13 protein-coding genes are annotated in these 12,556 nt (G+C 67.4%); 7 read left to right on the top strand and 6 right to left on the bottom strand.

Annotated features, from left to right (window positions below):
- The first annotated feature begins 22 nt into the window (after nt 1-22).
- The gene (ubiM, locus tag VGF12_RS25040) at nt 23-1,189 is read left to right on the top strand and encodes a 5-demethoxyubiquinol-8 5-hydroxylase UbiM (protein ID WP_331178767.1); all 1,167 of its coding nucleotides are present in this window, start codon (nt 23-25) and stop codon (nt 1,187-1,189) included.
- Here the strand turns inward: ubiM and VGF12_RS25035 are convergent.
- On the bottom strand, nt 1,164-2,420 hold the full coding sequence (locus VGF12_RS25035) for a patatin-like phospholipase family protein (RefSeq protein ID WP_331178766.1): 1,257 nt from the start codon (nt 2,418-2,420) through the stop codon (nt 1,164-1,166). The genes ubiM and VGF12_RS25035 overlap by 26 nt on opposite strands.
- A 17-nt stretch (nt 2,421-2,437) precedes the next feature.
- Nucleotides 2,438-3,106: a phasin family protein gene (locus VGF12_RS25030; protein ID WP_331178765.1), complete on the bottom strand. Its 669-nt coding sequence runs from the start codon at nt 3,104-3,106 to the stop codon at nt 2,438-2,440.
- Nucleotides 3,107-3,293: 187 nt separating this feature from the next.
- On the opposite strand from VGF12_RS25030, the gene VGF12_RS25025 reads away from it, so the two are divergent.
- The 3 genes from VGF12_RS25025 to VGF12_RS25015 are packed head-to-tail and all read left to right on the top strand — an operon-like array spanning nt 3,294 to nt 7,117.
- Complete coding sequence (locus VGF12_RS25025; protein ID WP_331178764.1) at nt 3,294-5,288, top strand: SDR family oxidoreductase; 1,995 nt, start codon at nt 3,294-3,296, stop codon at nt 5,286-5,288.
- 60 nt (nt 5,289-5,348) lie between these two features.
- A complete protein-coding gene (locus VGF12_RS25020; RefSeq protein WP_331178763.1) occupies nt 5,349-5,891 on the top strand; it encodes a GNAT family protein in 543 nt (180 codons plus the stop codon).
- Nucleotides 5,888-7,117 carry a saccharopine dehydrogenase family protein gene (locus VGF12_RS25015; protein ID WP_331178762.1) on the top strand — a complete coding sequence of 410 codons (1,230 nt, stop codon included), beginning with the start codon at nt 5,888-5,890 and terminating at the stop codon, nt 7,115-7,117. Before VGF12_RS25020 ends, VGF12_RS25015 begins: the two co-directional genes overlap by 4 nt.
- Nucleotides 7,118-7,124: 7 nt before the next feature.
- On the opposite strand, the gene VGF12_RS25010 is transcribed toward VGF12_RS25015, so the two are convergent.
- The 4 genes from VGF12_RS25010 to VGF12_RS24995 form a co-directional block, all read right to left on the bottom strand.
- Nucleotides 7,125-7,583 (bottom strand): DUF1203 domain-containing protein, encoded by a 459-nt coding sequence (locus tag VGF12_RS25010; RefSeq protein WP_331178761.1) that lies wholly within the window; start codon nt 7,581-7,583, stop codon nt 7,125-7,127.
- 73 nt (nt 7,584-7,656) lie between these two features.
- Nucleotides 7,657-8,139, bottom strand: coding sequence for a hypothetical protein (locus VGF12_RS25005; protein WP_331178760.1), 483 nt, complete (start codon nt 8,137-8,139; stop codon nt 7,657-7,659).
- A 59-nt stretch (nt 8,140-8,198) separates the two neighbouring features.
- Complete coding sequence (locus VGF12_RS25000; RefSeq protein WP_331178759.1) at nt 8,199-8,690, bottom strand: glycine zipper 2TM domain-containing protein; 492 nt, start codon at nt 8,688-8,690, stop codon at nt 8,199-8,201.
- A 97-nt stretch (nt 8,691-8,787) separates the two neighbouring features.
- Nucleotides 8,788-9,345 carry an HNH endonuclease gene (locus tag VGF12_RS24995; protein ID WP_331178758.1) on the bottom strand — a complete coding sequence of 186 codons (558 nt, stop codon included), beginning with the start codon at nt 9,343-9,345 and terminating at the stop codon, nt 8,788-8,790.
- A 205-nt stretch (nt 9,346-9,550) separates the two neighbouring features.
- On the opposite strand from VGF12_RS24995, the gene VGF12_RS24990 reads away from it, so the two are divergent.
- From VGF12_RS24990 to VGF12_RS24980, 3 genes are all read left to right on the top strand, one after another.
- Nucleotides 9,551-10,267, top strand: a complete 717-nt coding sequence (locus VGF12_RS24990; RefSeq protein WP_414710202.1) for a TetR/AcrR family transcriptional regulator — start codon at nt 9,551-9,553, stop codon at nt 10,265-10,267.
- 39 nt (nt 10,268-10,306) lie between these two features.
- Nucleotides 10,307-12,097, top strand: coding sequence for an acyl-CoA dehydrogenase C-terminal domain-containing protein (locus VGF12_RS24985; RefSeq protein ID WP_331178757.1), 1,791 nt, complete (start codon nt 10,307-10,309; stop codon nt 12,095-12,097).
- 38 nt (nt 12,098-12,135) lie between these two features.
- On the top strand, nt 12,136-12,556 hold a 421-nt coding region (locus VGF12_RS24980), incomplete at its 3' end, for a DUF2147 domain-containing protein (protein ID WP_331178756.1).

Below are 12,556 nucleotides of genomic sequence, written 5' to 3'. Positions count from 1 at the left end.
TGCCGCCCTAGGCTGTGCGGCCATGAATGCCCTCGCCGACCCCACCGCCCCTGCGCCCCAAGTCCTGATCTGCGGCGCCGGCCCGGCCGGCTTGGCGCTGGCCTGCGCGCTCCACGACCGCGGCCTCGGTGTGCGCGTGCTTGAGCAGTCCGATGCCAACGCGCTGCAAAGTCCGGCGGACGACGGGCGCGAGATCGCGCTGACCCACCGCTCGCGTCGCATGCTGGAGCAACTGGGTCTGTGGGAGCGGCTGGGCGACATCGCGCCGCTGCGCCGCGCCAGCGTGCGCTCCAGCGGCACGCGCACGCCCTTGCCTTTCGAGGCCGACGGGCAGGATCTCGGCTGGCTGGCCCCAAACCATCGCATCCGCGCCGCGGCCTGGCAGGCGGCGCAGCAGCGTGGCATCGACATCCGCTGCGGGCAGGTGGTCACCGGCTTCCGGCGCGAGGCCGGGGCCGCAGCCGTGCAGACGCGCTGCGGCGAGCGTCACGAGGCGTTGCTGGTCGTCGCCGCCGACAGCCGCTTCTCGCCGCTGAGACGCCTCGCTGGCATCGCTGCCCGCCACCAAGACTTCGGCCGCAGCGCGCTGCTGGTGCCACTTGAGCACGAGCGCGACCACGAAGGCCTGGCGCAGGAGTGCTTTCTCGAGGGCCATACGCTGGCGCTGCTGCCCAAGACTGGTCACCGCAGTTCGGCCGTGTGGACTGTGGAGAACACCCGGTTGCCGCAGATCGCGGCGATGGACGACGCGGCGCTGGCGGGTGCCATCGAGGCCGCGGCCGAGGGGAGGCTGGGCGCCATGCGCGTCGCCGGGGCGCGCCATGTCTATCCGCTCGTCGCGGTCTGGGCGCAGCGCTTCGTTGCGCCGCGCCTGGCGCTGATCGGCGACGCGGCAGTGGGCATGCATCCGGTCACTGCGCACGGCTACAACCTGGGGCTCTACGGCATCGAGGCGCTGTCGAGGCGCCTGGCGCCGGGGCGCGATCCGGGCGAGATGGCGCCTTTGCTGGCCTATGAGGCCGAACACCGCCGTGCGGCCGGTCCGCTGTACGCCGGCACCAATGCGCTGGTGCGGTTCTTCACGGATGACCGTGCGCCGGTGCTGGTGCTGCGTCGGGCCGTCATCGACCTGGCCCGGCACGTGCCACCACTCCGCGCGGCAATCACGCGGCGGCTGGTGGACGCCTAGCTTCGAGCACTCTCAGCGAGCCGCGCAGCGAGCGCAGGGCCTGCTCCATGCGCGTCTCGCCCGGCACGGGCAGCAGCCGGACCTCGAGGTCGGCCAGCTTGTCCTCACGCAGCGTCAGCCCGGCGCGCCGGAACTGCGGCTTCAGCGTGTCGGCTCGCTGGCGCAGCAGCTCGCGCGTGGCCTGGTAGGCATGCTCGGCGAGGCGACGGCGCTGGCCGTAGCTGAAGGTGTTGGCCAGGAAGATCTCGGCGTCGCGCGGATTGGGTTCGAACAGCACGATGTCGGTCTGCGGATGCGAGCGCTCGTAGCCTTTCAGGCCTAGCGCCAGGCGCGAGTGAATCAGGGAGCGGAAGGTCTGCGACAGCACCAGCGGCAGGCCACCGTCCACCAGCCGGTGGATACGCGGCTGCAGCGCGCGCACGGCGGGGCGGCCCAGCTTGTGGGCCAGCTTCTTCGCCTTGCGCGAACGCGCGTCGCGCGGCGACATCCGGTTGCTCTCGTAAGGCACCAGCGGGTTCAGGCAGATCAGCAGGTCCAGGCCGCGGTCCAGCAGTACGGAGGCGTGCAGCGTCTTCTTCAGCGCACCGTCCACGTAGTGCCTGCCGTCGATCTCGACCGGCGGGAACAGCCCTGGCAGTGCGGCGCTGGCCTGCACGGCCTGGGCGATGGGCACATGGTCCCAGCCCTCGGCGCCGAACGGGATGGCGTCTCCGCTGTCCAGGTCGGTGGCGACCAGCACGAGGCGGTGGCGAAGCGCGCGGAAATCGTTGCTGCGACCGGGCTCGGCAAAGACCCGCTGCAACGCTGCACCGAAGCGGTCGCTTGAGAGCAGCCCGGTGGGCAGCACGCGGCCAAGGCGTTCGACGGCGCCGAGCATGGAGCGGCCCTCCAGCACCACCTCACGCGCGGCGTCGGCCAGCAGGCCCGGCAGCAGGCGCAGTCGCTCGCCGAACTCGGCCCAGGCCGGCTGCAACAGTTCCGCGGGGTCGAAGCGGTCCGGTGCCTCGGCGGTGTTCTCGATGAAGGCGGCGCAGAGCTGGCGCGGCGTCATGCCGTTGGCCAGGCCCGCGGCGATGAAGCCGCCCGCGCTGACACCGATGTAGCCGTCACAGGCGGTGAAGTCCAGGCCGTCGATGGCCTCCTCCAAAGCACAAAGGGCGCCAACCTCATAGATGGCGCCCAGTGGGCCTCCGCCTGCCAGGGCCAGACCGATCTTCTTCGGTTGGCTCATCGTGGGAGGGAACTAGCTCAGGCCTGCGCGGCCTTGCCTTCGGAAGTGGCCTGCGCCTTCTTGGCTGGTGCAGTCTTCCTGGCGGGCGCGGCCTTCCTGGCCGGAGTCGCCTTCTTGGCCACGGCCTTGACGGGCGCGGCGGCCTTGGCCACTGCCTTCTTGGCAGCAGGGACCTTCTTCGCGACGGTCTTCTTTACGGCAGCCGCCTTCTTGACGACGGCCTTCTTGGTCGCCTTCGCGGGAGCTGCCTTCAGGCCAGCCGTCACAGCCAGGCCGTCGATGCGCTTGATGAGGTTATCAATATCACCGGCGGACGGCACCCCCAGGCTCTTCAAGGCCTTGGCGACGCGCTGCTCGAAGATGCTTTCCAGCTTGTCCCAGTGCTGGCCAGCCTTGGAGCCGACGTCGCCCGCCATGCCGCTGACCTTGCTGGCCACGGCGCTGAGCTTTTCCTCGGCGGCGGATTGGGTCTTCTTCTGCAATTTCAGTCCTTCGGAGACGAGGGCCTCGAAGACCTTGGAGCCTTCACCCTGGGCCTTGGCGAAGGAGGCGAGACCGGCAGCCCAGATCTGCTGGGCGCTGTCCTTGACGTTCTGTGCCATCGCGCCGTCGAGCAGCCCAGCGGGGAAGCCGGTGGCAGCCGAGGCCTTCTTCTTGTCAGCCATCTTCTGGAGCTTCTTGACCATGGTGGATGTCCTTGCGAGGTTTGCGAGTCGGTGACGGCACTGTAGCGGCCTGCAACGACTCCGGCACGGCGATTCCTAGTGTGCGCGCTCTACGATGGCGCCTGGGGAAAGTGCGCAGCGGAGTGCTTCCGACGATGGGGAAGAATCAAGCGAGACCGCCTCTCAATCCAACAATCAGGAGACCCGCATGCAGTATTTCGTCACCGGCGCTACCGGCTTCATCGGCAAGCGACTCGTCAAGAAGCTGCTGGCGCGGCGTGGCAGCACGGTCTACTTCCTGATGCGCGAGGAGAGCGCCGGCAAGGTCCCCGATCTGCTGGCCTACTGGGGCGTGTCCAAGACGCGTGCCATCCCTGTCCATGGCGACCTGACGAGCAAGAAGCTGGGCGTGGCCGGCGATGTCATCAAGGGCCTCAAGGGCCGGATCGACCATCTGTACCACCTTGCCGCGGTCTACGATCTCTCCGCCGACGAGGAGTCGCAGGTCGCCGTCAACATCGAGGGCACCCGCAGCATGGTGGAGTTCGCGCAGGCGATCGAGGCGGGGCACGTTCACCACGTCAGCTCCATCGCCGCGGCGGGGCTGTACGAGGGCGTGTTCCGCGAGGACATGTTCGATGAGGCCGAGAACCTCGATCACCCGTACTTCATGACCAAGCACGAGAGCGAGAAACTCGTGCGCAAGGAGTGCAAGCGGCCCTGGACGGTGTACCGCCCCGCCATGGTGGTTGGCGATTCGACCACCGGCGAGATGGACAAGATCGACGGGCCGTACTACGTGTTCAAGCTGATCCAGCGCATGCGCCAGATCCTGCCACCGTGGATGCCCAGCGTGGGCCTGGAAGGCGGCCGCATGAACATCGTGCCGGTGGACTTCGTCGTCGACGCGCTGGACCACATCTCGCACAAGGTCAGCAAGGGTCAGGGCTGTTATCACCTCGTGGACCCGAAGGGCTACCGCGTCGGCGACGTGCTGGACATCTTCAGCAAGGCTGCGCACGCGCCCAAGATGAACCTGTTCATCAACGCGGCGCTGATGGGCTTCATTCCCAAGAGCGTGAAGAAGGGCTTGATGGCGTTGGCACCGGTGCGCCGAATCCGCAACGCGGTGATGAAGGACCTGGGCCTGCCCGAGGACATGTTCACCTTCATCAACTATCCCACGCGCTTTGACTGCCGGGACACCGACGCCGCGCTGAAGGGCTCGGGTATCGCCTGCCCCGACCTGAACGATTACGCCTGGCGCTTGTGGGATTACTGGGAGCGCCACCTGGATCCCGATCTCTTTATCGACCGTTCGCTGAAGGGGGCGACCACTGGCAAGGTGGTGCTGGTGACGGGCGGCTCGTCGGGCATCGGCCTGGCTGCGGCCATCAAGTTCGCCGAGGCCGGCGCAATCACGTTGATCTGCGCCCGCGACCAGGCGAAGCTCGACGAGGCGGTCAAGGAAATCAAGGACAAGGCCGGCAAGCAGGCGCAGGTCCACGCCTTTGCCTGCGACATCGCCGATGAGGGCGGATGCGCCGACCTGATCCAGTGGTGCACCGAGAACTTTGGCGGTGTGGACTTCCTCATCAACAACGCCGGACGCTCCATCCGCCGCGCCATCGAGAGCAGCTACGACCGCTTCCACGACTTCCAGCGCACCATGGACTTGAACTACTTCGGGTGCCTGCGCGTGACGATGGGCCTGCTGCCCGGCATGGTGGCCAAGCGCCGAGGCCATGTCGTCAACATCAGCTCCATCGGCGTGCTGACCAACGCGCCTCGCTTCAGCGCCTACGTGGCATCCAAGGCGGCGCTGGATGCGTGGACGCGCTGCGCCTCCAGCGAGTTCGCGGACACCGGCATCACCTTCACCACCATCAACATGCCGCTGGTGCGCACGCCCATGATCGCGCCGACGAAGATCTACAACAACGTGCCGACGCTGTCGCCGGAAGAGGCGGCCGACATGATCGCCCAGGCCTGCATCAGCAAGCCGGTGCGCATCGCGACGCGCCTGGGTATTTCGGGCGAGATGCTGCACGCCGCGGCGCCGCGCATTGCGCAGATCGTCATGAACACGTCGTTCCGCATGTTCCCGGACAGCGACGCGGCCAAGGGCGAGAAGGGCAAGGCCGGCGGGTTGTCGCCGGAAGCCATCGCGCTGCAGCAGATGATGCGCGGCATCCACTTCTGAGCGGCGACACTCCGTCCAGGTCCAGCCTGGGCTGGGCCTTTTCCGCCGCGAGGACGAACCATGCTGAGAGGACAACGCGTCGGCCTGCGCCACGTCACGGAAGACGATCTGCCCTGGCTGAAGCGTACGACCGGCGATCCGCAGATCCGCGGCCAGTTCATGGGTACGCGCATGCTGCCGCCGCAGACCATCGAACAGCGCTGGAAGGACAACGGCTTCTCCGGCGAGGACGCGGAGCGGCTGCTGATCTGTCACCTGATCGACGGCAGCGTCATCGGCGACGTGATGCACTTCGCCGCCGCCCGCTACACGACGGCGCGCGAGATCGGCTGGACGATGGCGGACGTCGCCATGCGCGGCCAGGGCTTGACCACCGAGGCGGCGGCGCTGCTGGTGGACTATCTGTTCGAGAATTGGCCCGTGAACCGACTCTCCTGCGGCATGTCGGTGCACAACCATGCGTCGCGGCGCGTCGCCGAGAAGTGCGGTTTCAAGCATGAAGGCATCCAGCGCGGCATCGTCTTCGTGGCCGGCGAGTACGTGGACTGCCACTCGCTGGCGCTGGTGCGCGGCGACTGGCTGGCAATGAGAGGCAAGACGTGAGCACCGATAGGGAATTCGACCTCATCGTCTTCGGAGCGACCGGCTTCACGGGCCGGCTCGTCGCAGAGTATCTGCAGCTCAGCGGCGCGGCCGGCGCGAGCTGGGCCATCGCGGGGCGCAGTCTCGACAAGCTCGGCAAGGTGCGCGACGAGCTGCAGCTGCCGCCGACGGTCGCGCTGCTGAAGGCCGACGCGGGCGATGCGGCGGCGCTCCAGATGCTGGTCAGGCGTGCGCGGGTCGTCATCACGACGGTCGGCCCGTACCAGCTCCACGGCGAGTCGCTCGCCACCGCCTGCGCCGAAGCCGGAACGGACTACGTGGACCTCTGCGGCGAGCCACTGTGGATGGCCCGCATGATCGACAAGCTCACGCCGCTGGCCGAGAAGAGCGGCGCGCGTATCGTGTTCTCTTGCGGCTTCGATTCCATTCCCTTCGACCTGGGCGTCGTCTACCTGCAGGCCGAGGCCCAGCGGCGCTTCGGTGCGCCGCTGCCCGAGGTGCGCGGTCGCGTCGTGCGCATGAAGGGGGCGGCCTCGGGCGGGACGCTGGCCAGCATGATGGAGACCCTGGCGGCCGTGCGCCGCGAGCCGGGCCTCATCGGGCTGATGGCCAATCCCTTCGCGCTGACCCCGGGCTTCAAGGGGTCGCGCCAGCCTGCCGACCAGGGTGCGGATTTCGACGACTGGGCCGATGCCTGGAGCGGGCCCTTCGTGATGGCCACGATCAACACGAAGAACGTGCACCGCAGCAATGCGCTGCGCGGCCATCCGTGGGGCGCGAACTTCGTCTACAGCGAGAAGCTGCTGACCGGCAAGCCCGGCCAGGGCGACAAGGGTCGCAGAAAGGCGCTCGCGCTGGCCCGCTTCACAAAGGTGCAGAACCTTGCGCTGGGCTTCGGTCCGACGCGCTATCTATTGCGGCGCTTCGTGCTGACCCAGCCCGGCGACGGGCCAGGCAAGGCGGCACGCGAGGCCGGCCATTACACGCTCTGGTTCACCGGCAAGTCGGCCCGCGGCGAGACGCTGCGCGTCGTCGTCAAGGGCGACCGCGACCCGGGCTATGGCTCGACCTGCAAGCTCATCAGCGAAGCCGCGCTGTGCCTCATGCAGGAGATCAGCCGGGACGCGACGCCAGGCGGCGTCTGGACGCCTGGCAGCGCGATGGGCCTGGCGCTGGTGCGCCGGCTGCAGGAACGCGCGGGGCTGAGCTTCGAGGTCGCAGCCTGAGCCGGACTCAGGCGCGCCGGATCAGCGCCGCGTAGCAGCCGCGACGCGCGAAATGTGCGTGCACGTAGGCAACGCCCGAGCGCGCGAGCAGGCGTTCGATCAGATCCTCGACCTCTACGCCTTCGACGACATCCGCATCCACCATCAGATGTTGCGCGTCGAAGGCGCGCAGCGACAGCAGCCGGCTGCGAAGCGCGGCGGGCACGGTGTCGGTGGCGTCGAAGGTGGCGCCGGCGTGCTCGCGCACGAAGATGGCGTGGCGCGAGCGGTAGGGCGTGTCGGCTGGCTGGTGCTCGTAGTTGACGAGCAGGACGGTCTCGTCAACCGTGGTGTCGCGCAACTCGACGCGGTCGGGCAGGCCCTCTCCGAGGAAGCGCTGCGCACCGTGGCGGGCGAGGTCGTCGTCGTTCAGACCGAAGAGGTGGGCAAAGGGTTGGGCCGGCAGGCCGGTGATGCGGAACGACAAGGCGTGCTCCTCAGGGGAATGCGCCATTCTTCTGCGGCGATCAGCGGCCGTCTGGCCGCAATCGGACCTGCAGTCAGTCCCGGGCAGCGGGACGCTCGAAGCCGGCGTCCACCCAGGCCTCGGCCGCCGACTGGTTGAACCGGAAGCTGGCGGCCACCTTCACCTGGGCCAGGCGGTCGCCAGCGGCGTCAAAGGCGCTGAGCCAGGCGTAGGGCTCGTCCTCCGCGGGCACGATCTCCAGCGTGATCTTCAGCCAGTTGCCGTCGCGGGCGACATAGAGGGCCTTGTTGAGCTGGGCGTGCAGCTGCAGCTCGTGGCGGCGGATGACCTCGGAGGCTGTCTTTACGAGCGTGTTGAAGGCGTTGACGTCCAGGGGCTTGGGGTTCTTCTTGTCGCGCCCCATGGTCCAGGGGCCGACCAGGGCTGGCTCGCTCTCGCCGGCCTTGAACATGGCGACGGCCCAGCCTTCATCGTCTTCGTTCTTGATGACCTGGGCGGTCCAGCCGTTGTCGCGCCACAGGCGCGCTTCATACAGGGGTTCGTCGGGCTCGCTCATGGATAGGCGGAAAGTGGCGGGGCAAAGCTCGCCATTGTCCGCCGCTCACGCGCCGTGCCTCAGCCGTTGGTGCCGGGAGCCGCCGGCACAACGGCCGGGGCGCGGGTCACGCGGGTCTTGCCGCCGGTCGTCACGAGCACGACCGGGTCGCCGCTGTTGAAGGTCTCGTTGCCCCTGGCCTGAATGATGGCGCGGCGCTCGCCGTTGCGCAGCTGGACGATGATCTCCAGCGCATCCTCGCGGGTGGCGGAACGTTCGATGGCGTTGCCGATGACGGCGCCGGCGACGGCGCCGATGACGCCTGCCACCTGACCTTCACGACGTCCACCCACCGAGCCGCCGGCTATCGCGCCGGTCACGCCGCCGGCCACGCCGCCGACGCCGCTCTGCGAGCCGTCCACGGTGACGGGACGCGAGGAGAGCACGGTCGCATCCTGCACCTGCGACAGGCGCTGCGCGTCACCGCGCTGGACCACGTCGGGGCTGGTTGTCGAACAGGCCGAGAGCACCAGGGCCGCGGCCAGGGTGAGGGAAGTCATGAGCTTGGACATTCAACGTCTCCAGGGGGCAGAACAGCCGCCCAACGCGCCGGATTGTCTCGCCGTTGACGGCTGGATGCCGTAAGGCACAACTCTTTACCGTTGCCTGTCAACCGTGCAAACGCGAGCTCCTGGGTACGCTGGCGAGCAGGAACTCCATCTGGTCGGCCAAGATGCGGCGGCCGCGCAGGATCATGTCCTCATGCAGGCTGGGCACATAGGGCAGGTAGAGCAGGCTCATGTGCGCTTCCTCTGGCATGCGGCTGCCCTTGCGGCCGTTGCAGGGGCGGCAGGCGGTGATGCAGTTCATCCAGCTGTCCTGGCCGCCGCGCGATGTGGGCTGGATGTGCTCGCGGGTCAGGTCCTCAGGGAGGCGGCGGTGGCCGCAGTAGGCGCAGACGAAGCGGTCGCGTACGAAGAGCTTGCTGTTGGTCAACGCAGGCGCCTGCCGCCAGGCCCGGCTGGGCACGGCGCCGCGCACGGCGATGATGGAGTGCACCTCGATGCGGGATTGCCGCCCGGTGACGCGCTGGAGACCGCCGCGCAGGACCTGGCAGGGGTCGCCCAGGGTCCAGGCGACGCCGTCGCAGGCATAGATCACCGCTGCTTCGCGCGTGGTGATCCAGGCCTGGGGCCGGCCGGAGACATCGAGCTGGAGCACATCCACTGGGCTTTACCTCCTGCCGCGAGCCTAGCGAGAACCGGGCCAGCGCTCAAGCGTGGGTGCATGACAGCCCCGGACTTCGGGTGTTCCCTAGCTTGGCGGCAGTATTAGGTACATCACCCTAGTAAATCGGGGGGCCATGCTGGCGTTGTCACGGAAGTGACCTGCAAAATAGAACGATCGTTCGTTTTATTCTTGCCCCGTGTCGATCCACCCTGCTCCCGCCAAGAAAGCCGCCCCGCTGCGTGCCGCCAAGCCGGCACGCGTGGCGCGCTCGCTGCAAAAGGGCCAGCAGACCCGTGCGGCGATCCTGGAGGCGGCCTTGGGCCTGGCTTCGCACATGGGGCTCGAAGGGTTGTCCATCGGAGCGCTGGCCGACGTGACCGGCATGAGCAAGTCCGGTGTCTTCGCGCACTTTGGTTCGCGCGAGGAGCTGCAGATCGCGGTCGTTACCGAATACCACGCCAAGTTCGAAGAGGAAGTCTTCTTCACCGCCATCCGCGAGCCGCGCGGCCTGCCGCGGCTGCGCGCGATGTTCGAGCGCTGGGTGCGACGCGTGTCGGTCGAAGTCGACTCGGGCTGCATCTACATCAGCGGCGCTGTCGAGTTCGATGATCGGCCCGGCCCCGTGCGCGACGCGCTGGCGGGCATGGTCAAGGCCTGGCATGCGGCGCTGCACAAGGCCATCGTGCTGGCCCGCGACGAGGGCCACCTGAAGGTCGACGCGGACGTGGACCAGATCGTCTTCGAGCTGCACGGCCTGATCCTGTCCCTGCATCATGACGCGCGCTTCATGCGCGTCCCCGGCGCGCTGTCACGCGCCGGCAATGGCTTCGAGCGGACCATCCAGTTCTATGCGACCCCGCTGGGCCTGGAGATCGACCGCAGTCGATCCGCCTCCAAGAACGGCGCTGCCAAGCGCTGACCGATTCACCACCCACCACCCGTAGCCCAGGAGTACCCGATGCCCCAGTACCAACCGCCCATGCGTGACATGCAGTTCGTCATGCACGAGCTGCTGAACGTCGTCGACGAGCTGAAGATGTTGCCGGCCCATGCCGACATCGACGCCGACACGATCAACGCGGTGCTTGAGGAAGGCGGCAAGTTCGCAGCTGAAGTCATCGCCCCGATCAACCTGAGTGGCGACGCCGAGGGCTGCACGCTCGACAAGGCCACGCACGCCGTGACGACGCCCAAGGGCTTCAAGGAGGCCTACCAGCAATACGTCGAAGCCGGCTGGGCGGCGCTGTCCTGTGACACGGAATACGGCGGCCAGGGCCTGCCGTTGCTGGTGAACCAGTTCTTCTACGAGATGCTGAACTCGGCCAACCAGGCCTGGACCATGTACCCGGGCCTGAGCCACGGCGCCTATGAGGCGCTGCACGCTCACGGCACGCCCGCGCAGAAGGCGACCTACCTGCCCAAGCTGACCAGCGGCGAATGGACAGGCACCATGTGCCTGACCGAGCCGCACTGCGGCACGGACCTGGGCCTGCTGCGAACCAAGGCGGAACCGCAGGCCGACGGTACGTACAAGATCACCGGCGCCAAGATCTTCATTTCGGCCGGCGAGCACGACATGGCCGAGAACATCATCCACTTGGTGCTTGCCCGCCTGCCGGACGCGCCGCAAGGCTCCAAGGGCATCTCGCTGTTCGTTGTCCCCAAGTTCAACGTGAACGCCGACGGCAGCTTGGGCTCTCGCAACGGCATCTTCTGCGCCGGGTTGGAGCACAAGATGGGCATCCATGGCAACGCCACCGCCCAGATCGTGCTGGAAGGGGCCACCGGCACGCTGGTGGGGCAGCCCAACAAGGGACTGGCCGCAATGTTCGTCATGATGAACGCGGCCCGCCTGGGCGTGGGCAACCAGTCGTTGGGCCTCACCGAAGTGGCCTATCAGAACGCCGTGACCTACGCCAAGGACCGTATTCAGATGCGCGCCCTGTCGGGCCCGAAGGCGCCGGACAAGCCGGCTGACCCCATCATCGTCCACCCCGACGTGCGCAAGATGCTGCTGACGGCCCGTGCCTTCGCCGAGGGTGGCCGCATGCTGCAGGGCTACACCGTGCTGCAGCTGGACAAGGCGCTGAAGAGCGACGACGAAGATGAGCGCAAGGAAGCGGATGCCGAGGTCGCACTGCTGACGCCCATCATCAAGGCCTTCATCACCGACAACGGCTGGCTGGCCACCTCGCACTGCATGCAGGTCTACGGCGGCCACGGCTTCATCCATGAATGGGGTATGGAGCAGTTCGTGCGCGACGCGCGCATCAACATGATCTATGAGGGCACCAACACCATCCAGTCGCTTGACCTGCTTGGCCGCAAGGTGCTGGGCAACAACGGCGCCACGCTGAAGAAGTTCGGCAAGAAGATCGCCGCCTTCATCGAGGAAGAGGGCACGAACGAAGCGATGCAGGAGTTCGTGAACCCGCTGGCCGACCTGGGCGACAAGGTCAACAAGCTGACGCAGGAAATCGGCATGAAGGCCTTCGGCAACCCCGACGAAGTGGGCGCAGCGGCGGTGGACTACCTGCGCGTGGTGGGGCACATGACCTTCGCCTACTTCTTCGCCCAGGCCGCCAAGATCGCCCTGGACAAGAAGGACAGTGGCGACCCGTTCTACACCGCCAAGCTGGCCACGGCGCGCTTCTACTTCGCCAAACTGCTGCCCGAGACGGCGACGCTGATCCGCACCTGCCGTGCGGGCCTGGCTCCGCTGATGGAATTGGACGAAGCGCTGTTCTGACGCGGCGGCGCACCATCAACAACAAGGAGACGAAGCTCATGAAAACCCTGTTCGCGGCCTGCCTGTTGGCGCCCGTCCTCGCGTTCGCACAATCCACGCCAGTCGGCCTATGGAAGACCATCGACGACGATGGCAAGACCGAGAAGTCGCTGGTGCGCATCGGCGAGCAGGGCGGTGTGCTTGTCGGCAACATCGACAAGCTGCTGGACCCCAAGACAGCCATCGATTCCAAGTGCGACAAGTGCACCGACGATCGCAAGGACAAGCCGGTCTTGGGCTTGCAGATCATCCGAGGCGTCAAGGCTGAGAGTGATGGTGTGTGGGGCGGTGGCGAGATCCTCGACCCCAACAACGGCAAGACCTACAGGACCCGCCTGAAGCCGGTCGACGGTGGCAAGCGCCTCGAGGTGCGCGGCTACATCGGCGCCCCGCTGTTCGGCCGCACCCAGACCTGGGTGC

It is taken from the genome of Roseateles sp. (assembly GCF_036404855.1).
Classification (GTDB): domain Bacteria; phylum Pseudomonadota; class Gammaproteobacteria; order Burkholderiales; family Burkholderiaceae_C; genus Pelomonas.
The sequence above is the reverse complement of the archived record's forward strand: the minus strand, read 5'-3'. Positions and strand labels throughout refer to the sequence as shown.